23 protein-coding genes are annotated in these 25,658 nt (G+C 68.0%); 14 read left to right on the forward strand and 9 right to left on the reverse strand.

Annotated elements, in window-relative coordinates; all coding sequences use genetic code 11:
- Positions 1–215: 215 nt before the first annotated feature.
- The 10 genes from AC5I49_RS12775 to AC5I49_RS12820 all read left to right on the forward strand — a co-directional run bounded on the left by AC5I49_RS12775 (position 216) and on the right by AC5I49_RS12820 (position 11,554).
- A complete protein-coding gene (locus AC5I49_RS12775; RefSeq protein ID WP_026062102.1) occupies positions 216–1,421 on the forward strand; it encodes an ABC transporter substrate-binding protein in 1,206 nt (401 codons plus the stop codon).
- 172 nt (positions 1,422–1,593) lie between these two features.
- A complete protein-coding gene (locus tag AC5I49_RS12780) occupies positions 1,594–2,454 on the forward strand; it encodes a branched-chain amino acid ABC transporter permease (RefSeq protein WP_016447227.1) in 861 nt (286 codons plus the stop codon).
- Between the two features lie 5 nt (positions 2,455–2,459).
- Entirely contained in the window at positions 2,460–3,452 is a 993-nt protein-coding gene (locus AC5I49_RS12785; protein WP_026062103.1) for a branched-chain amino acid ABC transporter permease, read from the forward strand.
- Positions 3,449–4,228, forward strand: a complete 780-nt coding sequence (locus tag AC5I49_RS12790; RefSeq protein WP_012207823.1) for an ABC transporter ATP-binding protein — start codon at positions 3,449–3,451, stop codon at positions 4,226–4,228. Before AC5I49_RS12785 ends, AC5I49_RS12790 begins: the two co-directional genes overlap by 4 nt.
- Positions 4,225–4,935 carry an ABC transporter ATP-binding protein gene (locus AC5I49_RS12795; protein WP_017404300.1) on the forward strand — a complete coding sequence of 237 codons (711 nt, stop codon included), beginning with the start codon at positions 4,225–4,227 and terminating at the stop codon, positions 4,933–4,935. Before AC5I49_RS12790 ends, AC5I49_RS12795 begins: the two co-directional genes overlap by 4 nt.
- 32 nt (positions 4,936–4,967) lie before the next feature.
- Entirely contained in the window at positions 4,968–6,263 is a 1,296-nt protein-coding gene (locus AC5I49_RS12800; protein ID WP_495789460.1) for a Zn-dependent hydrolase, read from the forward strand.
- A complete protein-coding gene (locus tag AC5I49_RS12805) occupies positions 6,260–7,726 on the forward strand; it encodes a M81 family metallopeptidase (RefSeq protein WP_495789461.1) in 1,467 nt (488 codons plus the stop codon). Before AC5I49_RS12800 ends, AC5I49_RS12805 begins: the two co-directional genes overlap by 4 nt.
- 208 nt (positions 7,727–7,934) lie before the next feature.
- Positions 7,935–10,244, forward strand: coding sequence for an NADP-dependent malic enzyme (locus AC5I49_RS12810; RefSeq protein WP_016447231.1), 2,310 nt, complete (start codon positions 7,935–7,937; stop codon positions 10,242–10,244).
- A gap of 315 nt (positions 10,245–10,559) precedes the next feature.
- On the forward strand, positions 10,560–10,979 hold the full coding sequence (locus AC5I49_RS12815) for a guanyl-specific ribonuclease (RefSeq protein WP_047219257.1): 420 nt from the start codon (positions 10,560–10,562) through the stop codon (positions 10,977–10,979).
- A 149-nt stretch (positions 10,980–11,128) separates the two neighbouring features.
- Positions 11,129–11,554, forward strand: a complete 426-nt coding sequence (locus tag AC5I49_RS12820) for a barstar family protein (RefSeq protein WP_013804792.1) — start codon at positions 11,129–11,131, stop codon at positions 11,552–11,554.
- 86 nt (positions 11,555–11,640) lie between these two features.
- Here the strand turns inward: AC5I49_RS12820 and rsmA are convergent, their stop codons facing one another.
- From rsmA to AC5I49_RS12835, 3 genes are all read right to left on the reverse strand, one after another.
- Positions 11,641–12,408, reverse strand: coding sequence for a 16S rRNA (adenine(1518)-N(6)/adenine(1519)-N(6))-dimethyltransferase RsmA (rsmA, locus tag AC5I49_RS12825; RefSeq protein WP_495789462.1), 768 nt, complete (start codon positions 12,406–12,408; stop codon positions 11,641–11,643).
- 76 nt (positions 12,409–12,484) lie between these two features.
- Positions 12,485–13,912 (reverse strand): peptidylprolyl isomerase, encoded by a 1,428-nt coding sequence (locus tag AC5I49_RS12830; RefSeq protein WP_016447234.1) that lies wholly within the window; start codon positions 13,910–13,912, stop codon positions 12,485–12,487.
- Between the two features lie 41 nt (positions 13,913–13,953).
- Positions 13,954–16,389, reverse strand: coding sequence for an LPS-assembly protein LptD (locus AC5I49_RS12835; RefSeq protein WP_424293379.1), 2,436 nt, complete (start codon positions 16,387–16,389; stop codon positions 13,954–13,956).
- Between the two features lie 92 nt (positions 16,390–16,481).
- On the opposite strand from AC5I49_RS12835, the gene AC5I49_RS12840 reads away from it, so the two are divergent.
- Together AC5I49_RS12840 and AC5I49_RS12845 are read left to right on the forward strand one after the other, a co-directional pair.
- The gene (locus AC5I49_RS12840) at positions 16,482–17,579 is read left to right on the forward strand and encodes an aminoglycoside phosphotransferase family protein (protein WP_016447236.1); all 1,098 of its coding nucleotides are present in this window, start codon (positions 16,482–16,484) and stop codon (positions 17,577–17,579) included.
- Between the two features lie 13 nt (positions 17,580–17,592).
- Positions 17,593–18,345: a 16S rRNA (uracil(1498)-N(3))-methyltransferase gene (locus AC5I49_RS12845; RefSeq protein WP_016447237.1), complete on the forward strand. Its 753-nt coding sequence runs from the start codon at positions 17,593–17,595 to the stop codon at positions 18,343–18,345.
- On the opposite strand, the gene AC5I49_RS12850 is transcribed toward AC5I49_RS12845, so the two are convergent.
- Positions 18,332–19,198, reverse strand: a complete 867-nt coding sequence (locus AC5I49_RS12850; RefSeq protein ID WP_046241499.1) for an alpha/beta hydrolase — start codon at positions 19,196–19,198, stop codon at positions 18,332–18,334. The genes AC5I49_RS12845 and AC5I49_RS12850 overlap by 14 nt on opposite strands.
- A complete protein-coding gene (locus tag AC5I49_RS12855; RefSeq protein ID WP_212645613.1) occupies positions 19,198–20,712 on the reverse strand; it encodes a M20 family metallopeptidase in 1,515 nt (504 codons plus the stop codon). Before AC5I49_RS12855 ends, AC5I49_RS12850 begins: the two co-directional genes overlap by 1 nt.
- Positions 20,713–20,835: 123 nt before the next feature.
- Here AC5I49_RS12855 and AC5I49_RS12860 point away from each other — a divergent pair, with 123 nt between their 5' ends.
- Positions 20,836–21,225, forward strand: coding sequence for a MerR family transcriptional regulator (locus AC5I49_RS12860; RefSeq protein WP_016447240.1), 390 nt, complete (start codon positions 20,836–20,838; stop codon positions 21,223–21,225).
- Between the two features lie 38 nt (positions 21,226–21,263).
- Positions 21,264–21,905 carry an NAD(P)H-dependent oxidoreductase gene (locus AC5I49_RS12865; protein ID WP_046984813.1) on the forward strand — a complete coding sequence of 214 codons (642 nt, stop codon included), beginning with the start codon at positions 21,264–21,266 and terminating at the stop codon, positions 21,903–21,905.
- Here AC5I49_RS12865 and AC5I49_RS12870 read toward each other — a convergent pair.
- From AC5I49_RS12870 to AC5I49_RS12885, 4 genes are all read right to left on the reverse strand, one after another.
- Complete coding sequence (locus AC5I49_RS12870) at positions 21,889–23,052, reverse strand: glycerophosphodiester phosphodiesterase (protein ID WP_495789463.1); 1,164 nt, start codon at positions 23,050–23,052, stop codon at positions 21,889–21,891. The two genes, AC5I49_RS12865 and AC5I49_RS12870, sit on opposite strands and share 17 nt — an antisense overlap.
- 70 nt (positions 23,053–23,122) lie before the next feature.
- Entirely contained in the window at positions 23,123–23,707 is a 585-nt protein-coding gene (gene metW, locus AC5I49_RS12875) for a methionine biosynthesis protein MetW (protein ID WP_012207840.1), read from the reverse strand.
- Complete coding sequence (metX, locus tag AC5I49_RS12880) at positions 23,704–24,852, reverse strand: homoserine O-succinyltransferase MetX (RefSeq protein ID WP_495789464.1); 1,149 nt, start codon at positions 24,850–24,852, stop codon at positions 23,704–23,706. The genes metW and metX overlap by 4 nt, the downstream gene beginning before the upstream one ends.
- Before the next feature lie 106 nt (positions 24,853–24,958).
- Positions 24,959–25,537: a TMEM165/GDT1 family protein gene (locus AC5I49_RS12885; RefSeq protein WP_034348253.1), complete on the reverse strand. Its 579-nt coding sequence runs from the start codon at positions 25,535–25,537 to the stop codon at positions 24,959–24,961.
- Between the last annotated feature and the right edge of the window lie 121 nt (positions 25,538–25,658).

Below are 25,658 nucleotides of genomic sequence, written 5' to 3' on the forward strand. Positions count from 1 at the left end.
GTGTCCGCGCCCAGTCTGCATACGGGTTTGGTGCAGTATGCACCGCCATGGCGCGTGGGCGTTTGCGCCTAGGGTTAGCACGCGCCCTATTCCTTGTATTTATCACTATAAATATGAATCAAGGAGCCTGCACGCACCCGTTTCGACTGGCATGCAACTTGCTCTGAAAAGCGTACCCGGGCCGCAGCGCCTTCAGTCCCCATCACGGAGATCCCATGCAACGTCGTCACCTCCTGCAACTCTCGGCACTGGGCGCATTGCCCGCATCGCTGGGCCTGGGCCGCAGCGTCTGGGCGCAGTCCAAGGACAGCATCCAGTTCGCCTGCCCCGTGCCCATGTCGGGCGCCTTCGCGGCCAACGGCAAGTACGCGGACCTGGGCATGAAGCTGGCCATAGAGCAATACGGCAAGGCGCTGGGCCGCCCGCTGGCCTACACCGTGCTGGACACCGAGGGCAAGCCCGCCACGGCCGTGCGCAAGCTGCAGGAGTCTTCGCAGCAGCAGGGCACGCGCTTTTTCGCAGGCGGCATCCTGTCGTCGGAGGCGCTGGCCATGGGCAAGGAGGCCGAGAAGGCCGGCGGCATCTTCATCACCACCGCAGGCGCAGACGAGATCACGGGCAAGGACTGCAACAGCGCCACCTTCCGCTGGTCGGCACCCACCTTCGGCGCCATCGAGCAGACCGTGCGCCCGCTGATCGAATCCCTGCCCAAGGCCAAGCGCTGGTACACCATCACGCCGCAGTACGTGTTCGGCGACGGCCTGCTTACGGCGGCCAAGAACATCTTCAAGGAAAAGGGCATCGAGCATGTGGGCAACAGCTACCACTCGCTGACCGAAAAGGAGTTCAGCGGCTACCTGACCAATGCCGTGGCCGCCAAGCCCGACGTGCTGCTGCTGCTGAACTTCGGCGCCCAGTCCTCGGACACGCTGCGCCAGGCCATCAGCTTCGGCATGAACAAGAACATGACCATCCTGATCGCCTGGGCCTCGGGGCTGGAGCAGTTCGAGTCGCTGGGCGCCGACCTGTGCGACGGCGTGTACTTCGGCGCCCAGTACTGGCACACGGTGGACACGCCGCTCAACCGTGATCTGGTGCAGCGCTGCAACGACAAGTTCAAGGCCAATCCCAACTACAGCCTGGCCGGCCACTACATCTGCACCAAGCTGATGATCGATGCCATCGTCAAGGCCGGCACGGTCGACCCCAAGGCCGTGGTCGCCGCGCTGGAAGGTATGAAGTACCAGGGCCTGACGGGCGAGGAAGAGGTGCGCAAGGCAGACCACCAGGTGCTCAAGAACTACTACCTGCTCAAGGGCAAGGCCAAGTCCAAGATGAAGAACAAGGACGACTACGTGGATGTGGTCAGCTCCGGCAAGTCCTTCCTGCCCGTAGACCAGACCGGCTGCAAATTGGCTTGAAAGCCCCCTGAGCGGCTACGCCGCTTCCCCCTCTCGCGTCGCGGGGGGGACGGCACCCTCGCGGCGGGGCGGCCCTTGCTCGGTGCCCCTCGCCTGGGCCTCGCCAGTTTCATGGCGAACCGCGCATCAAGGCCGCCACGGCGCCTCCTTCGTCCATCGTTTCGGACCCTGTATGAGCATCTATCTGCTTCAGACCATCAACGGGATCGGCATAGGCATGCTGTATTTCCTGTTGGCCGTGGGCCTGTCCATCGTTTTCGGCCTGCTGCGTTTCGTGAATTTCGCGCACGGTGCCTTCTACCTGCTGGGCGCCTATTTCTGCTACCAGATGACGCGCTGGGGCATGAGCTTCTGGCTGTCCCTGATCGTGGTGCCGCTGGCCGTGGGCGCGCTGGGCTGGCTGGTGGAAAAGCTCATGCTGCGCCATGTGTATGCCAAGGCGCATGAGTTCCACATCATCGTCACCGTGGGCCTGGCCCTGGTGGTGCAGGAGCTGGTGATCGTGCAATGGGGCCCGCTGGGCGACAGCGTGGCCGTGCCCGATCTGCTGCAGGGCGTGGTGATGTGGGGCAGCTTCGTCTATCCCAAGTACCGGCTGTTCGTGATCGGCTTCACCGCCGTGCTGGCCGTGCTGCTGTGGTGGCTGCTGGAAGGCACGCGGCTGGGCAGCGCGGTGCGCGCGGGCAGCGAATCGACCGAGATGGTGTCCCTGCTGGGCGTGAACGTGCTGCGCATCTTCAGCCTGGTGTTCGCGCTGGGCGCCGCCACGGCGGCGCTGGCCGGCGTGCTGGCCGCGCCCATACGCGGCGCCGAGCCCTTCATGGGCGTGGAGGCGCTGGGCGTGGCCTTCGTGATCGTGGTCGTGGGCGGGCTGGGCAGCTTCGGCGGCGCACTGGTCGGCGGCCTGCTGATCGGCATCGTGCAAAGCGTGATGAGCACGCTGTGGCCCGAGGGCGCGCGCCTGATGATCTACGTGGCCATGGCCGCCGTGCTGCTGCTGCGACCCCATGGCCTGCTGGGCCGCAAAGGATGAAGACCATGACCAGGCATTCCCATCTCCTTCTCGCGCTGGCCATCGTGGTGGCCATGCCGCTGTGCATGCAGTCGGGCTCGCTGGCCAGCGAAGTGCTGATCTTCGGCCTCGCGGCCATGGGCTGCAATCTGCTGCTGGGCTACACGGGGCTGCTGTCCTTCGGGCAGGGCATCTTCTTCGGGCTGGGCAGCTACACCATCGCCCTGCTGCTGACACGCTGGCCCCTGCCCATGCCGCTGGCCCTGCTGGCCGCCACCGCCATGGGCGCCGTGGGCGCGGCCATCGTCGGCTGGGTGGCCATACGCCAGCGCGGCACCTATTTCGTGATGCTCACCCTGGCGTTTGCGCAGATGTTCTACTTCATCGCCTACTCGGCCACGGACATCACCGGCGGCGACAACGGCCTGCTCGATGTGCCCCGCCCCGCCCTCGCGGTGGCCGGCCAGACGCTGTGGCCGCTGGCCACGCCCTGGCAGTACTACGGCTTTGTGGCCGTGCTCTTTCTGGTGGTGTTCTGGCTGCTGCGCCGCGTCTGCGACTCCATGTTCGGCCGCACGCTGCTGGCCGTGCGCGACAACGAGGAGCGCGCCGCCGCCGTGGGCTACGACCTGAGGCTGCTGAAGCTGCAGGCCTTCGTGATCTCGGGCGCAGTCACGGGCCTGGCCGGCGCGCTGCACGCCATGATGACGGGCATCGCCCCGCTGTCCAATGCCGAGTACCACACCAGCGAAATGATTCTGGTGATGACCGTGATCGGCGGCACGGGCAACCTGCTGGCCTCGGTGCTGGGCGCGGCCTTCTATGTGCTGCTGGGCGACTGGCTGTCCACGCTGTGGCCGCGCTGGCTGCTGCTGCTGGGCGTGGTGCTGATGATCGTGAGCCTGGGCCTGCAGCGCGGCCTGTGGGGCCTGGGCGAGAGCCTGTGGGCCCTGGTGCGCCGCAAAGGGCCGGCAGATGCCGCGGCGGCCGCTGCAGAAACCAAAGGAGGCCAGGCATGAGCGCCGCAGCATCTCCCATCCTGCTCGAGGCCGTGGGCGTCGAGAAGCGCTATGACAAGTTCGTCGCCCTGGGCGGCGTGGACCTCAAGGTGCGCGCCCATACCGTGCACTCGGTGATCGGCCCCAACGGCGCGGGCAAGACCACCCTGTTCCACATGCTCACGGGCACCAAGAGCGTGAGCGGCGGGCGCATCGTGTTCGACGGCCACGACGTGACGCGCGAGCCCGACCACCGCCGCGTGCGGCGTGGCATGGCACGGTCCTTTCAGGTCACCAGCCTGTTCCTGACCCTGCCCGTGCGCGAGAACCTGCGCCTGGCCGCCCAGGGCGTGGCGCCCGCCAGGGCGCTGGACTGCTGGAACGCGCCCGTGGGTGCTCGCGCCCTGGCCGACACCGTGGCCAGCGTGCTCTCGCGCCTGGGCCTGGAGCGCCATGCGGACACGCCGGCCGGCAACCTCTCGCACGGCCAGCAGCGGCGGCTGGAGGTGGGCATGGCCCTGGCCGCGCGGCCCAAGGCCATCTTCCTGGACGAGCCGACCTCGGGCATGGGCATCGATGACCTGGACGAGATGAAGCGCCTGATCCAGGGCCTCAGGGATGAGCACACCGTGGTGCTCATCGAGCACAACATGAACATCGTCATGGACATCTCCGACACCATCACCGTCATGCAGCAGGGCCGTGTGCTGGCCGAAGGCCTGCCCCACGAGATCCGCGCCGACGAGCGTGTGCGCAGCGCCTATCTGGGCAACATGATCACGGGAGGAAAGGCATGAGCGGTCCCCTGCTTTCGGTCGAGGGCATACACGCCCACTACGGCAAGAGCCATGTGCTGCAGGGCGTGTCGCTGCAGGTGCAGGACGGCGAGCTGGTCACGCTGCTGGGCCGCAACGGCGCGGGCAAGACCACCACACTCAAGTCCATCGCAGGCGTGATGCAGCCCTCGCAGGGGCAGATCCGCTTCGGCGGCGAGCCCGTGCACCGGCTGGCCACGCACCAGGTGGCCCAGCGCGGCATCTGCCTGGTGCCCGAGCACCGCGGCATCTTCAAGCTGCTCACGGTGGAGGAGAACCTGATGCTGGGCCAGCGCAAACGCTCGCCCTGGCAGCTGGCCGACATCTACCGCATCTTCCCGCGCCTCAAGGAGCGGCGCGGCAACGGCGGCGGGCAGCTGTCGGGTGGCGAGCAGCAGATGCTGGCCATAGGCCGCGCCCTGATGAACGCGCCGCGCCTGCTCATGCTGGACGAGCCCGTCGAGGGCCTGGCGCCCGTGATCGTGGAGGAGATCGTGGCCCAGCTCAAGACCATCAAGGCCGCTGGCGTGGCGATCTTGCTGGTGGAGCAGAACCTGGAGGTCTGCACCCAGCTGGCCGACCGCCACTACATCATCGAACAGGGTGCGATTGCGCACGAGGCAGGCAATGCCGCTTTCCTGGCCGATGACGCCATCAAGGACCGGTATCTCGGTGTAGGGATCGCCTGATCCACCGCCTTTCGCATTCCCAGGAGTCATTCATGGATCTCAGTACCCCTCTTGCAGCCGCCGCCGTTGCGGCCGGGCTGCGCACCGACGGCGCCCGCCTGTGGCAATCGCTGATGGACCTGGCGCGCATAGGCGCCACACCCAAGGGCGGCGTGTGCCGCCTGGCGCTGACGGACCTGGACCGCCAGGGGCGCGATCTCTTCGTGCAGTGGGCGCGCGAGACCGGCTGCAGCATCCGCGTCGATGCCATCGGCAACATCTTCGCGCGGCGCGCGGGCCTGGACGATGCGCTGCCGCCCGTGATGACGGGCAGCCACATCGACACCCAGCCCACGGGCGGCAAGTTCGACGGCAACTACGGCGTGCTGGCCGGGCTGGAGGTGCTGCGCACGCTCAACGATGGCGGGGTGCGCACGCGTGCCCCGGTGGAAGTGGCCGTGTGGACCAACGAGGAAGGCTCGCGCTTCGTGCCCGTGATGATGGGCTCGGGCGTGTTCGTCAATGCCTTCACGCTGGAGCATGCGCTGGCCCAGCGCGATGCCCAGGGCGTGAGCGTGGACGAGGCGCTGCGCGCCATCGGCTATGCCGGGCCGGCCGGCCCGGCGCCTGCGGTGGGCGCGTATTTCGAGGCCCATATCGAACAGGGCCCGGTGCTGGAAAACCATGAACGCGTGATCGGCGTGGTCAGCGCCGCGCTGGGCCAGCGCTGGTACGACGTCAGCGTGCAGGGCATGGAGGCCCATGCCGGCCCCACGCCCATGGAGCTGCGCCGCGACGCCCTGCTGGCCGCCAGCTGCATCGTGGCCGAGGTCAACCGCATCGCCCTGGACCGCCTGCCGCATGCGCGCGGCACCGTGGGATCGCTGGAGGTGTTTCCCAACTCGCGCAACGTGATCCCGGGCGGCGTCAAGCTCAGCGTGGACCTGCGCGCGCCGGACGACGGCCAGTTGCTGGACATGGACGCCGCACTGCGCGCGGCCTGCGAGCGCATTGCGGCCGCGCATGGCGTGACCGTTGGCCTGGAGCAGGTCGTCTACTTCCCGCCCCAGCCGTTCACGCCACACCTGGTGGAGGCCGTGCGCGCCAATGCCGCCGACCTGGGCTACAGCGCCATGGACGTGGTCAGCGGCGCGGGCCACGATGCCGTCTACCTGGCGCGCGTGGCGCCTGCCGCCATGATCTTCGTGCCCTGCGCCGACGGCATCAGCCACAACGAGATCGAGGATGCCGAGCCCGCCCACCTGGAGGCCGGCTGCAACGTGCTGCTGCGCGCCATGCTGGCGGCCGCGGGCGTGGTGCAGGCAGCGGACGGCGGGGTGCCGGCATGAAGATCCTGATCGCCCGGCTCAACCACGAGACCAATACCTTCTCGCCCGTGCCCACGCCCATCGAGGCGTTTGCGCCCACCTATGGCGAGGCGGCCTATTCGGCCAACAAGGGCATGCGCACGGCCATGGCCGCCTTCATCGACCTGGCCGAGGCGGCGGGCGCCACCCTGGTCACGCCGGTATCGGCCACCTCCAATCCCAGCGGCCCCGTGCATGCGGCCGCCTATGACGAACTCACGCACCGCATCGTGGCGGCCGCGCCGGGCTGCGATGCCATCTTGCTGGACCTGCACGGCGCCATGGTGGCCGAGAACAGCGCCGACGGCGAAGGCGACCTGCTCGAACGCGTGCGCGCCGCCGCGCCCGGCGTGCCCGTTGGCTTGGCGCTGGACCTGCACGGCAACATCACCGAAAAAATGGTGGGCAATGCCGATGTGATGGTGGGCTTCAAGACCTATCCGCACATCGACATGTACGAGACCGGCGAGCACGCGGGCCGGCTGCTGCTGGACATGCTGGCCGGCCGCGCGCGCTACGCCGTGTGCTGGCACCGCCTGCCCCTGATGAGCCACACGCTGCGCAGCACCACGCTGGACGGCCCCATGCTGGACGCCGTGAACGCAGCGCGCGCCCTGGAAGCGGAGGGCCTGCCCGCGGTCTCGGTGTTCGGCGGCTTCTCGCTGGCCGACATCGCCGCGCCCTGCGTGAGCGTGGTCGCCACCTGCAGGACCGACGAGCGCGCGGCCACCCAGGCGAGCGTGGACGCGCTGGCCGCCCGGATCTGGCAGCGCCGCGCCGACTTCGTCTACCGCAGCGAGCCGCTGGCCGATTCGCTGCGCCGCGCCCAGGCCCTGGCCGACGGCGCCGACCGCCCCGTGCTGCTGCTCGACCATGGCGACAACTGCATGTCCGGCGGCACCTGCGACACCATGGACGTGCTGCAGACCGCGCTGGAGCTGGGCCTGTCAGGCATTGCCGTGGGCCCGCTGTGCGACCCCGAAGCGGTTGCCTCGCTCACGGCGGCCGGCGAAGGAGCCGAGGTGGAGATCGCGCTGGGCAACAAGGTCTCGCTGGAACGCATCGGCCTGCACAAGCAGCCGCTGCGGCTGCGCGGCACGGTGCGCGCCGTCAGCGACGGCGCCTACACGGTCAGCGGCCCCATCTACACCGGCCAGCGCTGCCACATGGGCCGCACGGTCTGCCTGGACACGGGCGCAGCGCAGATCGTGATCACCGAGCAGACGCACGAGCCCTGGGACCTGGGCGTGTTCCACTGCGTGGGCATGGACCCGACGCGCTTTCGCTTCGTGCTGCTCAAGTCGCGCATGTACTGCCGGCCCGTCTTCGTGCCGCTGTCGGCCGGCCTGGTCGAGTGCGACAGCCCCGGCGTGACCACCTCGGACTATTCGCGCTTTCCGTTCGCCCGGGTCAGCCGCCCGGTGTTTCCGCTGGACGCCATCTGATGGACGCCATCTGATTGCCCGGCTTTGCGGCGCCGCGCAAGCAAAGACCGCCGCCGCCGCAGGACATTGGGCAACCAGGCATCACAACAGTTTCACAGCAGGGCCCGGCTATTGCCTGTCGGCCTACAATCGGTTCCCCCCTACCTCGGCCGACGGCACGCGGGCTGATCCGCGCGTGCGTTGGCCATGCCTTCGCTGGAGACGCTTGATGTCCGACAACACGGCCCCGACCCCTTCCGATAAACGTGCCCAGCTGCGCCGTGCCGCACTCGAATACCACGAGTTTCCCAAGCCCGGCAAGTTGACCATCGTGCCGACCAAGCCCATGGCCAACCAGCATGACCTGGCCCTGGCCTACTCGCCCGGCGTGGCAGCGCCCTGCGAAGAGATCGTCAAGGACCCGGCCGCCGCCTTCAAGTACACGGCGCGCGGCAACCTGGTGGCCGTGATCTCCAACGGCACGGCCGTGCTGGGACTGGGCGACATCGGCGCGCTGGCCTCCAAGCCGGTGATGGAAGGCAAGGCCGTCCTGTTCAAGAAGTTCGCGGGCGTGGACGTCTTCGACATCGAGATCAACGAGAAGGACCCGCAAAAGCTGGTCGACGTGATCGCCGCGCTGGAGCCCACCTTCGGCGCCATCAACCTGGAAGACATCAAGGCGCCCGAGTGCTTCTTCGTGGAGCGCGAACTGCGCCGCCGCCTGAAGATCCCCGTCTTCCACGATGACCAGCACGGCACGGCCATCACCGTGGCTGCGGCCATGGTCAACGCGCTCAAGGTCGCGGGCAAGAAGATCGAGGAGGTCCGGCTCGTCGCCTCGGGCGCGGGCGCCGCTGCCCTGGCCTGCCTGAACCTGCTGCTCAAGGTCGGCCTGCGCCGGGAGAACGTGTTCGTCACCGACCTGGCCGGCGTGGTCTACGAAGGCCGCACCGAACTGATGGACGAGGACAAGGCCCAGTTCGCACGCGCCACCGAGCTGCGCACCCTGGGCCAGGTCATCGAAGGCGCCGACGTCTTCCTGGGCCTGTCCGCTGGCGGCGTGCTCAAGCAGGACATGGTGGTCAAGATGGCCGCGCGCCCGGTGATCTTCGCGCTGGCCAATCCCAACCCCGAAATCGTTCCCGAAGACGTCAAGGCCGTGCGCAGCGACGCCATCATCGCCACGGGCCGCTCGGACTATCCCAACCAGGTCAACAACGTCCTGTGTTTCCCGTACATCTTCCGCGGTGCGCTGGACTGCGGCGCGACCACCATCACCACCGAGATGGAAATCGCCACCGTCCACGCCATCGCCGAACTGGCCCAGGCCGAGCAGAGCGAGGAAGTGGCGGCAGCCTACGTGGGCGAGCAGCTGAGCTTCGGTCCTGAGTACCTGATCCCCAAGCCCTTCGATCCGCGCCTGATGATGAAGATCGCCTCGGCCGTGGCCCAGGCTGCCGCCGAATGCGGCGTGGCCCAGCGCCCGATCCAGGACATGGATGCCTACCGCGCCCATCTGCAGACCTTCGTCTACGCCTCGGGCACGATGATGAAGCCGCTGTTCGCCACGGCCAAGAAGGCCACCAAGAAGCGCGTGGCCTATGCCGAAGGCGAGGAAGAGCGCATCCTGCGCGCCGCGCAGATCGTGGTGGACGAGCGCATTGCGCGCCCCACGCTGATCGGTCGCCCGGCCATCATTGCCCAGCGCATCGAGAAGTTCGGCCTGCGCCTGAAGGAGGGCCAGGACTACGACGTGGTCAACGTCGAGCACGACGAGCGCTACCGCGACTTCTGGCAGACCTACCACCGCATGACCGAGCGCAAGGGCATCACCGTGCCCATCGCCAGGATCGAGATGCGCCGCCGCCTGACCCTGATCGGCTCCATGCTGCTGCACAAGGGCGAAGTGGACGGCCTGATCACCGGCACCTGGGGCCAGACATCGCACCACCTGCAGTACGTGGACCAGGTGATCGGCCGCCGCGCCGGCGTGCAGACCTATGCCTGCATGAACGGCCTGCTGCTGCCCGACCGCCAGGTCTTCCTGGTGGACACCCACGTCAACTACGACCCCACGGCCGAGCAGCTGGCCGAGATCACCATCATGGCCGCCGAGGAAATGATGCGCTTCGGCGTCAAGCCCAAGGCCGCCCTGCTGTCGCACTCCAACTACGGCTCCAGCAACCAGCCCAGCGCCGTCAAGATGCGCCAGACCCTGGAGCTGCTGCGCGAGCAGGCCCCCTGGCTGGAAGTGGACGGCGAGATGCACGGCGACGTGGCCCTGGACGGCAAGGCCCGCGCCCAGCTCATGCCCAACAGCACGCTGCTGGGCAATGCCAACCTGCTGGTCATGCCCAACATCGACGCGGCCAACATCAGCTACAACCTGCTCAAGCAGGCCGCTGGCGGCGGCATTGCCATCGGCCCCGTGCTGCTGGGCGCCGCCCGTCCCGTGCACATCCTCACGCCGAGCACGACGGTGCGCCGTATCGTCAACATGACGGCGCTGACGGTGGCGGACGCTAACGCTAACCGTTAAGAGCGGCTTCGCCGCTTCCCCCGTGTGCACGGCGCCCTCTCTCGCTTCGCGGGAGGGGGACGACACCCTCGCTGCGGGGCGGCCCTTGCTCGGTGTCCCTCGTTTTGGCCGCGCGCGTTTTTGAGACAACGGGCGGCATTTGCATTGAATGGAAGGCAACTCAGGCGCAGAGTTGCCTTCTCACTGTTCAATCCCCAGACATTTCCTCGGTCAAGCTGCCTGTTTTTTAGGCAGAACTTGCATTTTGAGGGGGGTTCCGTCACACTAGCGGGTCGAGATTTCAGGGCTTCCCTGGATTTCTGAAAGGTGTAGTTGATGCTGAAGGCAGCCGCCGCCAAGGCGTACCAGTCCGGTCTAGCGCTCATCGTCGGGGCCGCCTTTGTGCTGTCGCCCTCGCTCGCTGATGCGCGCCGCTCGGCGCCCGAGAGCGCGGATTCGACGGCGGCCATGGCCACCGTCACCCTGTCAGAGCTGCCGCGCGAAGGCCGTTCCACCTATACGCTGATCCTGCGCGGCGGGCCTTTTGCCCACGACAAGGACGGCACGGTGTTCGGCAACCGCGAGCGCATCCTGCCGCGCCAGTCGCGCGGCTACTACCGTGAGTACACGGTGCGCACCCCCGGCTCGCGTGACCGCGGAGCCCGCCGCATCGTCTGCGGCGGAGAGCCACGGCAGCCCGATGCCTGCTACTACACCAGCGACCACTACAGCAGCTTTCGCAAGATCATCGAATGACCTCGACCCAGTCTTTGCAGCCAGTTCGACCCTCCGCGTCCGACGCAGTGCGCTGGCAGGGGTCTGCATTTCATCCACAGCCCGGGGACGCCGCAGGCCACGTGCCCGTACCCGCAGGCCACATCCACGTTAGAGAAAGAGCCACGGAGATGGATGCACCACTTCGTAAGATCCCGGACACCCCTTTGCGGAACGTGCGCGCCAACATCGTGCAGTCCATCCGCGCCTACAGGGTGGAGGATCTGCAACAGGCGGCCGAGACGCTGGGGTGCCATTTTCTGTATGCCAACCTGGCCCATGCGCAGACCAAGGCCGACATCCTGGAACTGCTGGCCACGCAGTTCTTCTTCCCCGCGCATTTCGGCAAGAACTTCGACGCGCTCTACGACTGCCTGACCGACCCCATCCACAAGGCCGGCCCGCAGCCGGGCTTTGTGCTCGTGCTCGACCAGATCCCGACCACGCCCAAGTTCGACAAGGAAGTGCGCGAGCAGCTGCTGGACAGCTTCCGCGACGCGGCCGAGTACTGGGCCGAGCGCAAGATTCCGTTCCGCTGCTTCTACTCGTTCCTGTAAGCGCAGGACATTGATGGCCCAGAGCGCACAGCGCCCAATCGGGTGCTGTGCGCTCTGTCGGCGCTGCAGTCGCTGGGCGCCTGTGCCTAGGCGCGCGTGAACCGGGCGGCGAGTGCCTCGTATTCGGACACCGGCACTTCCTCGGCGCGGCGCTGCAGGTCGAATTCCCCGTCAAAGCCCTTGGCTTCCAGCCAGCGCCCCAGCGTGTTGCGCAGGATCTTGCGCCGCTGGCTGAAGGCCACCTGCACCATCTCCTCCAGCAGCTTCGCATCCAGGGCCGCCGGCGCCTCGCGCGGGACCATGCGCACGACGGCGCTGTCCACCTTGGGCGGCGGATTGAAGCTCTCGGGCGGCACGTACAGCACGCTCTCCATCGCATAGCGCCACTGCAGCATGACCGTCAGCCGCCCATAGGCGGCTGTGGAGGGCGACGCCACCATGCGGTCGATGACCTCCTTTTGCAGCATGAAATGCTGGTCCTCGACCACGTCCACCTGCTCGAGCAGGTGAAAGAGGATGGGGCTGGAGATGTTGTAGGGCAGGTTGCCCGCAATGCGCAGCTTGGGCACGCCCAGACGCGCAGCGATGGCGCGAAAGTCCACCTTGAGCACGTCGGACTCGACCACGTCGAGCTGCTCGTGCAGGCGCAGGCGCACGGCCAGGTCGCGGTCCAGTTCGATCACGGTGAGCCGGCCCAGGCGCTCGACCAGGGGCTGGGTCAGGGCCATCAGGCCCGGACCGATCTCGACCATGGACTGGCCCGGCCGGGGATCGATGGCACGCACGATGCCGTCGATGATGCCGCCATCGGTCAGGAAGTTCTGGCCGAAGCGTTTGCGAGGAATGTGTTTCATAGAAAAAGCAAGGCGGTGCGCCATGGCACCGCCTTCCATTGTGGACTGCCGCAGCCATGGCTGCTTGGGGGGTGTCTTATTGCGGGGGCTCGCGGTACTCGACGTAGGCGCGGCCACGCAGCTCCTGCAGCCAGGTCTGGTAGTCGGTTTCGAGCTTGCGCTCGCGCACCACGTTGCGCACCATGTCGCGCTGCTCGCGCGGCGTCAGCGCGGCCTGGCGACGCTCGATGAGCTGGATCAGGTGCACACCGAAGCGCGAGACCAGCGGGTCGCTGACCTGCCCGGGCTGCAGCGCATTGAGCACCTGCTCGAACTCGGGCACGAACTGGCCGGGCGAGGCCCAGCCCAGATCGCCGCCGTTGCGCGCGCTGCCGTCCTGCGAGAACTCGCGGGCCAGCGATTCGAAGCTGGCCTGGCCGCTGTCCACGCGGCGCTTGTAGTCGGCCAGGCGCTTGGCGGCATCGGCCTCGGTCATCTGGTCGCCGATGCGCAGCAGGATGTGGCGCGCATGGTTTTGCGTGACCACGGAAGGCATGCCGGCCTGCGACTTCTCCAGCACCTTGAGCACGTGAAAGCCCGCGCCCGAACGGAAGGGGCCGACGATGCCGCCCTGCGGCGTCTGGCCCACGGCCTTGGTGAACAGTTCGGGGTAGCGGTCCAGCGGGCGCATGCCCATGGCGCCGCCGCCCTGGCCGTCGGGCACATCGGAGAACTCCTTGACCACGGCCAGGAAGTCGCCTTGCGTGCGGGCCGCCTCGGCAGCCTGCTTGGCGCGGGCTTCGCGCTCGGCCACTTCGGCGGGGCTGGCATCCTCGCGCACGGCGATCAGGATGTGGCCCAGGTTCACGGCCGCCGGCGCCTTGTCGGCGCCGCCGCTGCGCTGCTCGGCCAGGTAGCGGTCGATGTCGGCTTCGGTCACGCGCACGCGGCCGTCCACATCGCGCTCGCGCAGGCGCTGCAGCGTGATCTGGCGGCGCAGTTCTTCGCGGAACTGCTTTTCGTTCACGCCCTCGGCCCGCAGGCGTGACTGCAGGCCGGCCTTGTCCAGGCCGTTTTGCCGCGCCACATTCGTCAGCGCCTGGTCCACGGCGTAGTCATCCACGCGCAGGCCCGTGTCCTTGGCTTCCTGCAGCTGGGCCTTTTCCACGATCAGCCGCTCCAGCACCTCGCGGGCCAGCAGCGCCTCGGGCGGCATCTGGCCGCCCTGCTCGGCAATGTTCTGCGCCACGCGCGCCATGCGGGCCCGCACCTCGTTGTTGGTCACGGGCTCGGAGTTGACCACGGCCACGATGTAGTCGGCCGAGCGCACGCCGGCATTGCTGCCGCGATCACGCGACAAGGGCTGGTTGGTGGCGTCCAGCGCGCGCGAGACGGAGGCATCGCCTGCCTGGGGCGCCCTGGACTGGCCCGGAACACGCAGGCCTTGCGCCTGGGCTGTGGTGGCCAGCAAGGCCAGCGCCACAGCGGCCGCTGCGCAGCAATGGGTCTGGGAAAGAAAACGCATGGGAGAGATGCCTTGCAAAAAGCGTGTTTGGAGCCTTGGCTCTAATCGTAATTGGTGAAGCGGCTGGGCGGCGTCACCGACTCGCGCAGGTACTGGTAGCGCGGCACATTCTGCTTGAGGCTGCGCTGCGGGTCGGCACCCAGGCTCAGCCGCGAGAAGCCTACGAACTCGATCTGGAACAGCAGCCGGGTGTTGGACTGGGTGATGGAGCTTTGCAGGCGCTCCAGCACCACGCGGCCAATCCAGCAGCAGCCGTCGTACTCCAGCCCGACCACGGTATCGACGAGCTTGCGGTCCTTCAGGCTGTAGTTCAGCCGGCCCACCGTGTACCAGCGGCCGCCGCCCTGGCCACGGCCGGCACCCAGGTCACGGCCCTTGTCGCCCCAGAGGTCGTTGATGGGCCATTGCCAGCCCACATCGACCAGCTTGCTGGCATCGGTGCGTGCCACGGTGTCGTACTGGGTACGGTAGGCCACGTTCACCGTGCGGTAGGAGCTGGGGCTGTAGCGCGCGCCGAAGGTGGTGCGCACCGGGCGGTTCAGGTCGCGGTTGTACTGGGTCGTGCCTTCGGTGGACCAGGCATCGGTCCAGTTGATGGCCGCACCCAGCAGCACGTCGGACAGCCGGCTGGTGGCAGGCACCTCGCCGGGCAGGATGACCTTCTGGTCGGAGAAACGCACGCGCTGCGCAATGCCGAAGCGCGCCTTTTCCGCGCCCGTGGCCCCGTCGATCAGGCGTGTGGTCGCGCCCAGGGTCAGCAGGTGGTTGTCGGCAATGCGGTCCTGGCCGTTGTAGTCGTTTTCGGAGTAGATGCTAGCGAAGTTGAAGTCGTTGCGCGCCGTGTCGTACAGCGGCAGAAAGCTCTGGTCGCGGTAGGGCGTGTAGGTGTAGAAGGCGCGCGGCTCGAAGGTCTGCAGCAGCTGGCGGCCGAACAGCGTGGTGTCGCGCTCGAACACCAAGCCGCTGTCCACACTGACCGTGGGCAGCGTGCGCGAGGCATTGCGGCTGCCGTTGCTCATCAGGCGGTCCACCTGGTAGTTGCTGGTGTGCAACTGGATCCTGGGCGTGATGAAGGCGCCCGGCGACAGGAAGGGACGGCTCAGCTGCGCCTGCATGTAGCTGCGCTGGCCGTTGTTGTAGGTCATGCCGGCCAGGGGCTTGTCGATCTCGAAGCGCGTGGTGTCGGCCACGAAGCTGAAGTCCAGGCCGTGCGGCAGGTCCAGCGGCGTGTAGCGCCATTGCAGTTGCGGCTTCATGCCGTAGGGCGGGGCAATGGGCGCCGATGCGTCCTGCATGGTCTGCCAGTACAGGGTGCGCAGGGTCAGCACCCCGTCGCCACGCGCCCAGGACAGGTTCACGTCGTTGGGCAGCAGGCGCTCGCGCAAGGAACGGGCGGCCAGCGGGAAATCACGCCAGTAGTTGTCGTCGCTGACGCGGTTGAGGTTCATGTTCAACCCCAGGCCGCCGATGGGCGAGCTGATGACGCCCCGGTGCTGCAGCGAGTAGGCCCAGCGGTCACGGTCGCGCTGGCGGTCGCCCGGCATGTAGGCCGCGTAGGCCTCGCCCGAATAGGTGGGCTCCAGATAGCGGAACTGGGCGCCCAGGTTGACGCCGCGCTTGCTCATGACCGAGGGATACAGGGTCATGTCGCGGTTGGGCGCGAGGTTCCAGTAGTAGGGCTGCGTGTATTCGATGCCGCTGAGCTTGTCCAGGCCCATGGTGGGAGGCAGCAGGCCCGACTTGCGCTTGTCCGACAGCGGAAAGCTCATGCGCGGCACGGGCAGCACGGTCACGCCCTTGAACTGCAGGGCCGCGCCTTCGGCCACGCCGACTTCCTCGGCCATGTCGATGTGCAAGGTCCGGGCGCGCAGCATCCAGGCCGGCTGCCAGGTGGCTTCGTCGTCGCGCTGGCAGGTGGTGTAGGTCGCGTCATGGACCACGGCATGGTCGCGGTCGATGAAGTCCACGCGCGAGGATTTGCCGTAGGCCCCGTTGGCCAGGAAGCGGTAGCCGGCGTTGTCGAAAAAGCCCTTGAAGGCATCGACCTGCAGGTCCAGCTGCGAGCCTTCGTAGACATTGCCGGCCTGGTTGATGTGCACGGCGCCCGAGGCATTGACGCGGTCGTCGGGCACCTGGTATTCGAGCCGGTCGGCGCGGATCATGGTGTCGCCGCGGCGCAGTTCGGCATTGCCCTCGATCACCGCATTGATGTCCGGCTGGCCGCTGAGCGCGTCACCGCGCACGTAGACGGGCTGCTGGGAGCGGACCGCCTCAGGGTAGGTTTCCTGCATCAGCGTGCTGGGGCGCAGCGGGCGCACCTGCTGCAGCCGGCCTTCATCGGCCGCAGCGGGCTGGGCCTGGGCCAGCGTCGAGCCACCGGCCCATACGAGAGCCACAAGCCAGGCCAGCGGGCGTACAGCGGGGCGCGCGGGCGCGCGGGCAGCCAGCGGATCGGGGAGCGGCGGTCGGAGGTACACGGTGGTCAACAGCGGCGGGTGGACAAAGGCGCAAGCCTAGCATCACCGCCGGGCATTCGCCGGGGTGGCGGTTTGTAGAATCGCGATTATCCATGAGCCATCCAAACACCCCCACGGCCGGCGTTGTCTGGGCCGACCCCGCCCGCCATGCCGCCTTCGACGCCTGGCTGGCCCCGCTGTCCGCCCGCCACGCGCTGCGCCCCGAAACCCTGCGCCCGGCATCGGCCGATGCCAGCTTTCGCCGCTATCTGCGCCTGGACACCGCCGCCGGCGCCAGCCTCATCGTCATGGATGCACCGCCGGACAAGGAAGACTGCGCGCCCTTCGCCAAGGTGCAGGCACTGATGGCCTCGGCCGGCCTGGCTGTGCCGCAGATCCTGGACTGGGACGCCGTGCACGGCTTCATGCTGCTGTCCGACCTGGGCGGCCACACCGTCATCGAGGCGCTGGACCCGGAAAAGCCCCAGGACGCGGAAGCCTGGTACCGCTCGGCGCTGGAGGTGCTGCTGGCCTGGCAGACCGCCTCGCGCCCCGACGTGCTGCCCGCCTATGACGACGCCCTGCTGCGCCGCGAACTGCAACTGTTCCCCGACTGGTACATCGCGCGCCACCGCGAGACCGTGCTCGACGACAGGCAGCAGGCCACGCTGGCCAAGGCCTTCGACCAGATCGTGGCCCACAACCTGGCGGCACCCAGCGTCTTCGTGCACCGCGACTTCATGACGCGCAATCTCATGCAGCCCGTGACCGCCAGCGGCCCGCTGGGCGTGCTGGACTTCCAGGATGCGGTCTACGGCCCGGTGACCTATGACATCGCCAGCCTGCTGCGCGATGCCTTCATCAGCTGGGAAGAGGACTTTGTCATCGACATTACCGTGCGTTACTGGGAAAAGGCACGCAAGTCGGGATTGGTGGGCGCGCGCAGCCAAAGCGGCTGGGGCGACGATTTCGGCGAGTTCTACCGTGGCGTGGAGTGGATGGGGCTGCAGCGCCACCTCAAGGTGGCCGGCATCTTTGCACGGCTGACATTGCGAGACGGCAAGCCCCGCTACCTGGCGGATACGCCGCGCTTCATCCACTACATCCGCGCCACCTGCAGCCGCTACCGCGAACTGACGCCGCTGCTGCGCCTGGTGGACCAGATCGAGAACATTCAGCCCCAGGTGGGCTGGGCCTACGGGCGCGTTTGAGGACAGGTACGCCATGCCACGCTTTCACTGCCCCATCGCGCTGCGCAGCGGCGACGACATCGAACTGCCGCCCGGTGCGGCGCGCCATGTGCAGGTGCTGCGCCTGCAGCCCGGCGACGGCATCACCCTCTTTCAGGGCCGTGCCGGCGAGGGCTTCAGCGGCGGCGAGTTCGAGGCCACGGTCCTGCGCATGGGCCGCAGCGACGTGGCCGTGCGCATAGGCGCGCACCACGCCGTGGAACGCGAACCGCTGCGCCCCGTGCACCTGCTGGCAGGCATCACGGCCAACGAACGCATGGACTGGCTGGTGGAGAAGGCCGCCGAGCTGGGCGCCGCCAGCATCACGCCGCTGGTGGCCGAGCGCAGCGTGCTCAAGCTCAAGGGCGAGCGCGCCGAGAAAAAGCTGGCGCACTGGCAGGCCGTGGCCGTGTCGGCCTGCGAGCAGTGCACACGCAACCGCGTGCCGCCGCTGCATGCGCCCACCGACCTGCAAGACTGGCTGGAGGGCGGCGCGAAACAGCTGCCGCCCGGCACGCTGCGGCTGCTGCTGTCGCTGGGCGAGGGAACCCGGCCGCTGGGCGAGATCGTGGACGCCATGGCCGAGGATGCGCCCGTGGTCTTTCTATCGGGCCCCGAAGGGGGCCTCTCTCCGGCCGAAGAGGCCCTGGCCCGCGCCCAGGGTTTCGTGCCCGTCACGCTGGGTCCACGCGTTCTGCGCGCGGAAACCGCGCCCTTGGCCGCGCTGGCGGCGCTCACGCTGGACTGAACCGGCCCAGCCACTGCCGCAGCCTTGCGAACACGGGCGCGGCGAAGGCATCGCTTTCGTTGAACAGCTCGTGGTAGGCGCCGTCAAAGCACTGCGCCTGCACCACGGCCGGCGGCGCACGGTCGGAAAAGGCCTGGCTGCCGGCCGGCGCCACCAGCCTGTCGTCCCCTGCCCACAGCAACAGGCTGGGCACACTCCAGCTGCCCGCACGGGCCAGCACCTGCGGGCCGCCCTGCGCCAGAAAGCGCGCCAGCCGTGCGCTGATGCGGTCGTGGCACAGCGGATCGGCGCGGTAGGCATCGCAGACCGCCACGTCGTGCGAGAGATACGGAATCTGCAGGCCGTTGGACACGCGCAGATCGGGCAGCAGGTGCGGCAGCGTGCCAACGAGCAATTTCTGGATCGGCGACAGACCCACATCGAGGGCTGGCGAGGACAGCACCAGCGCATCGACAGGCCGGATGGCCCGGGCCACGAACAGCGCCGCCACCAGACCGCCCAGGCTGTGGCCCAACAGCACCAGCGGCTGGCCGGCCGGTTGCCGGGCGCGCGTGTCATCCACCACGGCCGCCAGGTCGTCCAGAAGCCGGTTGTCGCCCGTCAGGCCACCGCGCGGCCCTGCCGAGCGTCCGTGGCCATATTGGTCGTAGCCGCGTACGGCATAGCCCCAGGCATTGAGCCGCTGGGCCAGTGCCGCATAGCGGCCGATGTGCTCGCCCAGGCCGTGCACCAGCAGCACGGTGGCGCGCGCCGGGCCCTCGCCGGCAGGCCAATCGCACAGTGACAGCTCGGCGCCGTCGCCGGATGCCAGGCGTGTGACCTGGCCTTCCGGCGCGGGGGCAGACGCTGCCATTACGCCACGCCGGCAGTGCCGGCACCGGCTTCGGAAGCTGCCTGCGTCACGGCCATGGCGGCGATCACCTGGGCCACGGCGGCCGTGAGCTTCTTGGCATAGGGCACGTGCAGGAATTCATTGGGGCCGTGGGCGTTGCTCTTGGGGCCGAGCACGCCGCAGACCATCATCTGGGCCTTGGGAAAGCCCTGGCTGAGCATGTTCATCAGCGGAATCGTGCCGCCCTGCCCGATGTAGCCGCAGGAGGCGCCGAAATGCGCCTGGCTGGCGGCGTTGAGCGCGTCCTCGAACCAGCCGTCCATGGCTGGCGCATTCCAGCCGCTGGCACCCGACAGCCCTTGCCAGGTCACACGGGCCTGGTAGGGCGCGTTGTCCTCCAGCAGCGCCTTCATCTCCTGCACGCACGCGGCGGCATCGACCAGGGGCGGCAGGCGCAGGCTGAGCTTGAAGGCCGTGTAGGGCCGCAGCACGTTGCCGGCATCCTGCAGCGCGGGCAGGCCCTCTGCGCCTGTGACACTCAGCGTGGGCTCCCAGGTGCGCTTGACCAGCGCCTGCACCGGGTCGGTGGTGGTGGGCAGGGCAAACAGCGTGGAGCCGCCGCAGTCGTAGTGCGCCCAGGGAAAGCGCGCATAGGTCTCCTCGCCGAGGATGGCCGCCGTGGCGCGCATCTGGGCCATGCGGTCGGCCGGGACCTCGCAGTGGAAGCTGGCGGGCAGCAGGCGCCCGGTCTTGCTGTCCTCCAGACGGTCCAGCACCTGGCGCAGGATGCGGAAGGACGACGGCACGACGCCCGAGGCATCGCCCGAGTGCACGCCCTCCGTGAGGATCTCCACCTTCAGCGTGCCGCTGGCCATGCCGCGCAGGCTGGTGGTCAGCCACAGCTGGTCGTAGTTGCCGGCGCCGCTGTCCAGGCAGATCACCAGGCCCACATCGCCCAGGCGCGGACGCAGGGCATCGACATAGGGCAACAGGTCGCGCGAGCCGCTTTCCTCGCAGGTCTCGATCAGGCCCAGGATGCGCGGGTGCGGCACGCCCTGGCGCTTGAGCTCCTGCACGGCGGCAATGCTGGCGTAGACCGCGTAGCCATCATCGGCACCGCCGCGCCCGTACAGCTTTCCGTTCTCGTACTTGGGCGTCCACGGACCCAGGTCGCTGCGCCAGCCGTCGAACTCGGGCTGCTTGTCCAGATGGCCGTACATCAGCACCGTGGGGCTGGAGGCCGCCTTGTCCTGCGTGCCTTCCACCTCGAAGAACAGCACTGGCGTGCGGCCCGGCTGGCGCACGATCTCCAGCGTCAGGCCCGCCACCTTCTGCGCCTGCACCCAGTCGGCCGCATTGCGCAGCACGGTCTCCAGGTGGCCCTGCTGCTCCCAGTCGGGCGCGAACATGGGCGACTTGGCGGGAATGGCGATGTACTCGGTCAGCGCCGGGACGATGCGCTCGTCCCAGGAGCGGCTGATCCGGTCCAGCGCGGCTGCAGGCTGCAGCAGTTGTGAAGGAGTGCGTGCATTCATGGTGGGTCCTCGTGTCAGGGATGGGCGCACCGTTCGAGCGAAGCCAGCGCCGCGATCCGGTCATTGTGCGCCAACGCCATGCAGACCATGAGAGCCCGGCGCCAGCGACTACGATCACGCCCCATGTATATCGGAGAACTCGCCCGACGCGCCGGCTGCTCGCCCAAGGCCGTCAGGCTCTATGAATCACGGGGCCTGCTCGGTGCCGTGGCGCGGGCAGGCAGCTACCGCGTGTATGGACAGCAGGATCTGGTGCTGGTGCAGCGCATCCGCCAGGCGCTGGGGCTGGGCTTTCGACTCGACGAGCTGCATGGCCTGCAGCGCCTGGACCACGCCGACAGCTGGGACGCGCTGGCCCGGCTGCTGCGCGGCCGCCGCGAGCAGGTGCAGGCGCAGATGCAGCACCTTCAGGGACTGCAGACGCAGCTGGCCGCACTGGAGCGTGAGCTGCTCGAATGCCGCCTGGAGCCGGCGGATTCCAGAGAACGCGCCTGCGAAACCGCCATGGCTTGATCCAGGGTCTTGACCCTGCCCCTTGGGGCAAGGCGAACATGGCCGCCATGTTTCCAAGCACCACGCACCCCCATCATCCCCAGCGCATCCTGATCATCCTCGGCCACCCGTCGGCCGGCAGCCTGTGCGCCGGCCTGGCCGATGCCTACGCCCAGGGCGCACGCGACAGCGGTGCCCAAGTGCGCACGCTGCGCCTGGGCGAACTGGAATTCGACCCGCTGCTGCGCGCCGGCTATCGCCAGGATCAGCCCCTGGAGCCTGACCTGCAGCAGGCCCAGGCCGACATCCTGTGGGCCAGCCACCTGGCCTGGGTCTATCCGACCTGGTGGGGCGGCCTGCCGGCCTTGCTCAAGGGCTTCATCGACCGCATCTTTCTGCCGGGCTTCGCCTTCAAGTACCGCAAGGGCTCGATGCTGTGGGACCGGCTGCTGGCCGGCCGCACCGCCGATCTGCTGGTGAGCATGGATTCCCCGCCCTGGTATTACCGCTGGCTGGCGCACATGCCGGGCCATCACCAGATGCGCCGTGCCATCCTGGAGTTCAGCGGCATCCGGCCCGTGCGCATACACAGTTTCGGACCCGTGCTCGGCGCCGATGCCGCACGCCGCCAGCAGTGGCTGGAGCAGGCGCAGGCAGCGGGCCGGCGCACGGCAGCACGTCCGGTCAAGGCCGCGACTTGAGCAATGCGTCAATGGCGGCTCGCCCCACCGACGGGTCGTCGGTGAAGATGCCATCGATGCCCGTGCGCAGGAAATCGTCCATGTCGGCGCGCGCATTGCCACGCCGGGCGCCGTCCTGTGCGGGCGGAGATTTCAGGCTCAGGGGAAGGAAGGCGTTCTCGGGCCGCAGCGTCCAGGGATGGACCAGCAGCCCCGCGCGATGGGCATCGGCCACCAGCGCAGTGGGCGCGGCATTCGCACCCTGCACCACAGGGATCACCATGCTTTTGCTCGGCCCGATGCCGTTGGCGTAGCGCGCAATCTCGGCCAGGCCTGCGGGCGTGACCATGTCGGCATAGCCGGGGCCCGTGCCGCGTGCCACGCTGTCATAGGGCTTGCCCTTGGGCGCCAGCAATTGCACCAGGCGCAGGCTGCTGCGCGCACGGATCCAGCGCAGGTTCTCGACCTCGAAGGACTGCACGAACACCGGCGCCTGCGCATGGTTCCAGCCGTTGTCCGCGAGCAGCTTGAGCAGCGCGGGCTCCAGCGGCAGGCCGATGGACTGGAAGTAGCTCGGGTGCTTGGTCTCGGGATAGATGCCGATGGTGCGGCTCGTGCGTGCGCTCTCGGCTCGGGCCAGGTCGATGACCTCCTGCAGCGTGGGCACCTCGAAACGGTCATTGAACTGCACATTCGCCGGGCGGATCGCCGGAATGCGTTCGCGCGCACGCAGCGTCTTCAGCTCGGCCAGCGTGAAATCCTCCACGAACCAGCCCGTGATCGCCTGCCCGTCGATGGTTTTGGTGGTCTTGCGCGCCGCGAACTCGGGGCGGTCGGCCACATTGGTCGTGGCCTCCTTGAGGCTGCCGTCGGCCGCGAGGATGGCGATGGCGTTCTCATGCCGCGCCACCAGCACGCCATCGCGCGTGATGACCAGGTCGGGCTCGATGAAGTCGGCGCCCGCGCGTATGGCCTCGCGGTATGCCTCCAGCGTGTGCTCTGGCCACAGCGCCGATGCGCCGCGATGGGCGATCAGCGCGGGCCGGGGCGGCCAGTCGGCAGCGGCATCGCTTCGGGCGGGCGCCTGCGGTGCGGCGCAGCCGGCCACCAGCAGGCCGGCGGCCGCGCCGGCCAGGGCCAGCGCGCGGCGGCGTGGGAGGTTGTCCATGTCTGTCTCCGGGGTCTCGGGGCATTCGATTGTGCGCGCCGGGGATGACACGGGCATGGCCCGCCTGCGCTCAGGCGTGCTCGAAATGGAAGACCGCCGTGCCCGCCATGAGATTGGGCAGGGTACGCACGCTGCGGCCATCCTGCAGGCCGAAGGAGTCCAGTATGCGCAGCCGGTTCCGGGTGGCCAGCACCTCGAAGTCCTTGTAGGTGCCCACGCGGATGTTGGGCGTGTCATACCACTGGTAGGGCAGGCGCCGCGTCACCGGCATGCGCCCGCGCAGCACGGACAGGCGGTTGGGCCAGTGCGCGAAGTTGGGGAAGGCGACGATGCCCGCGCGCCCTATGCGCGCCGTCTCCTGCAGCATGGTCTCGGCATTGCGCAGATGCTGCAGCGTATCGATCTGCAGCACCACGTCGAAGCTGTTGTCCTGGAAGATGGCCAGGCCGTCCTCCAGGTTCAGCTGCAGCACGTTCACGCCCCGGCGCACGCAGGCCAGCACGTTGGCGTCATCCAGCTCCACGCCGTAGCCGGTGCAGCCACGCTCGCGCTGAAGGTGCGACAGCAGGGCGCCATCGCCGCAGCCCAGGTCGAGCACGCGCGAGCCCTTGGGGATCAGGCGCGCAATCGCCTGCATGGTGTTCAGCTCGGTCATGCGGCCTCCTTGGCGACTGTCGTGGTTTCCTGGGCGATGCCGTCGAAGTAGGAGCGCATCACGTTCATGTAGCGGGGGTCGTCGAGCAGAAAGGCGTCATGGCCGTGGGGCGCGTCGATCTCGGCATAGCTGACGTCGCGGTTGTTCTCCAGCAGCGACTTCACGATCTCGCGGCTGCGTGCGGGCGCGAAGCGCCAGTCGGTGGTGAAGCTGACCAGCAAAAAGCCGGCCTTGGCCACCGACAGCGCCTGGGTCAGGTCGCCGCCATGCGTGCGCGCCGGGTCGAAGTAGTCGAGCGCGCGCGTGATCAGCAGGTAGGTATTGGCGTCGAAGTAGCTGCTGAACTTCTCGCCCTGGTAGCGCAGGTAGCTCTCGATCTGGAACTCCACGTCCTGCGTGCTGTACTTCAGGTCCAGGCCCTCCCTCAGCTGGCGGCCGAACTTCTGGTTCATCACGTCGTCGCTCAGGTAGGTGATGTGGCCGATCATGCGGGCGATGCGCAGGCCGCGCGCCGGCACCACGCCATGCTGGTAGAAATGCCCGCCATGGAAATCCGGATCGGTGACGATGGCGCGCCGCGCCACCTCGTTGAAGGCGATGTTCTCCGCATTGAGGTTGGGCGCGCTGGCCACGACCACGGCATGGCGCATGCGGTCCGGATGGCGCAGCGACCAGGACAGCGCCTGCATGCCGCCCAGGCTGCCGCCCAGCACCGCGGCCAGCTGCGCTATACCCAGCCGGTCCAGCAGCCGGGCCTGGGCGTCCACCCAATCCTCCACGGTGACTACGGGAAAGTCGGCGCCATAGATCCTGCCGGTGTCCGGATGCGCGTGCATGGGGCCCGTGGAGCCAAAGCACGAGCCCAGGTTGTTCACGCCGATCACGAAGAACCGGTTCGTGTCCACGGGCTTGCCGGGGCCGATCATGTTGTCCCACCAGCCCTCGCTCTTGGGCTGGCCCTCGTACACGCCGGCCACATGGTGGGAGGCGTTGAGCGCATGGCAGACCAGCACGGCATTGCTGCGGTCGGCGTTGAGCTGCCCGTAGGTCTCGTAGGCGAGGTCGTAGTCACGGATCGAGCCGCCGCCCTGCAGCGGCAGCGGCTCGTCGAAGTGCATGGATTGTGGTGTGGCGATGAAGGACATGAAAAAACCCGGCATCGCTAAAAACGAGGCCGGGTTCTCTGGTGTCGTCTTTAGCTGGATTTATAAAGCGCCCGCAAGCAGAAGCAAATCGGCGCATGAAGAATCATTATGCCAAAACGCCTGCCCCCGGAAGGAACAGGGCCAGCACGCCCAGCACCAGGAAGATCACGGCCGAGATCACATGCACCAGCCGGATGGGCACGCGCTTGACCAGCTTGTCGCCCAGCCACACCACGGGAGCGTTGGCCAGCATCATGCCCAGCGTGGTGCCCGCCACCACCCACAGGTAGGCGTTGTACTTGGCCGCCAGCATCACAGTGGCAATCTGCGTCTTGTCGCCCATCTCGGCCAGGAAGAAGGCCACCAGCGTCGTGCCGAAGACGCCCCAGCGCGAATGCCCGGAGACCTCGTCCTCGTCGAGCTTGTCGGGGATCAGCATCCAGACCGCCATGGCGATGAAGGACAGGCCAAGAATCCAGCGCATGGCGTTCTCGCCAAGATAGCTGGTGATCCAGGCGCCCACGGCACCGGCCAGCGCATGGTTGACCAGCGTGGCCACGAAAATGCCCGCAACGATGGGCCAGGGTTTGCGAAAACGCGCGGCGAGCACCAGCGACAGCAGCTGGGTCTTGTCCCCCATCTCGGCAAGCGCGACGACGGAGGTTGAAATCAGGAAGGCTTCCATGGTGTGGGGATTTATCCGGCCGGATAGAGCACGCATTGACCACGCTCCGACTCCGGCCTTTGGATCGGTGCGCGGTCAATGGTCTCGATCGGTCACACGCAGCATTGCACTGCGCGCCGCA

This window comes from Delftia sp. (genome assembly GCF_059499305.1).

Bases quoted from the DNA above. Each gene is read 5' to 3' on its own strand.
- AC5I49_RS12790 (WP_012207823.1), top strand. From the start codon at position 3,449: ATGAGCGCCGCAGCATCTCCCATCCTGCTCGAGGCCGTGGGCGTCGAG.
- AC5I49_RS12885 (WP_034348253.1), bottom strand. From the start codon at position 25,537: ATGGAAGCCTTCCTGATTTCAACCTCCGTCGTCGCGCTTGCCGAGATG.
- AC5I49_RS12830 (WP_016447234.1), bottom strand. From the start codon at position 13,912: ATGCGTTTTCTTTCCCAGACCCATTGCTGCGCAGCGGCCGCTGTGGCG.
- AC5I49_RS12865 (WP_046984813.1), top strand. From the start codon at position 21,264: ATGGCCGCCATGTTTCCAAGCACCACGCACCCCCATCATCCCCAGCGC.
- AC5I49_RS12810 (WP_016447231.1), top strand. From the start codon at position 7,935: ATGTCCGACAACACGGCCCCGACCCCTTCCGATAAACGTGCCCAGCTG.
- AC5I49_RS12780 (WP_016447227.1), top strand. From the start codon at position 1,594: ATGAGCATCTATCTGCTTCAGACCATCAACGGGATCGGCATAGGCATG.
- AC5I49_RS12775 (WP_026062102.1), top strand. From the start codon at position 216: ATGCAACGTCGTCACCTCCTGCAACTCTCGGCACTGGGCGCATTGCCC.
- AC5I49_RS12795 (WP_017404300.1), top strand. From the start codon at position 4,225: ATGAGCGGTCCCCTGCTTTCGGTCGAGGGCATACACGCCCACTACGGC.
- AC5I49_RS12800 (WP_495789460.1), top strand. From the start codon at position 4,968: ATGGATCTCAGTACCCCTCTTGCAGCCGCCGCCGTTGCGGCCGGGCTG.
- metX (WP_495789464.1), bottom strand. From the start codon at position 24,852: ATGTCCTTCATCGCCACACCACAATCCATGCACTTCGACGAGCCGCTG.
- AC5I49_RS12840 (WP_016447236.1), top strand. From the start codon at position 16,482: ATGAGCCATCCAAACACCCCCACGGCCGGCGTTGTCTGGGCCGACCCC.
- AC5I49_RS12845 (WP_016447237.1), top strand. From the start codon at position 17,593: ATGCCACGCTTTCACTGCCCCATCGCGCTGCGCAGCGGCGACGACATC.
- AC5I49_RS12785 (WP_026062103.1), top strand. From the start codon at position 2,460: ATGACCAGGCATTCCCATCTCCTTCTCGCGCTGGCCATCGTGGTGGCC.
- metW (WP_012207840.1), bottom strand. From the start codon at position 23,707: ATGACCGAGCTGAACACCATGCAGGCGATTGCGCGCCTGATCCCCAAG.
- AC5I49_RS12805 (WP_495789461.1), top strand. From the start codon at position 6,260: ATGAAGATCCTGATCGCCCGGCTCAACCACGAGACCAATACCTTCTCG.
- AC5I49_RS12855 (WP_212645613.1), bottom strand. From the start codon at position 20,712: ATGAATGCACGCACTCCTTCACAACTGCTGCAGCCTGCAGCCGCGCTG.
- AC5I49_RS12815 (WP_047219257.1), top strand. From the start codon at position 10,560: ATGCTGAAGGCAGCCGCCGCCAAGGCGTACCAGTCCGGTCTAGCGCTC.
- rsmA (WP_495789462.1), bottom strand. From the start codon at position 12,408: ATGAAACACATTCCTCGCAAACGCTTCGGCCAGAACTTCCTGACCGAT.
- AC5I49_RS12860 (WP_016447240.1), top strand. From the start codon at position 20,836: ATGTATATCGGAGAACTCGCCCGACGCGCCGGCTGCTCGCCCAAGGCC.
- AC5I49_RS12820 (WP_013804792.1), top strand. From the start codon at position 11,129: ATGGATGCACCACTTCGTAAGATCCCGGACACCCCTTTGCGGAACGTG.
- AC5I49_RS12850 (WP_046241499.1), bottom strand. From the start codon at position 19,198: ATGGCAGCGTCTGCCCCCGCGCCGGAAGGCCAGGTCACACGCCTGGCA.
- AC5I49_RS12870 (WP_495789463.1), bottom strand. From the start codon at position 23,052: ATGGACAACCTCCCACGCCGCCGCGCGCTGGCCCTGGCCGGCGCGGCC.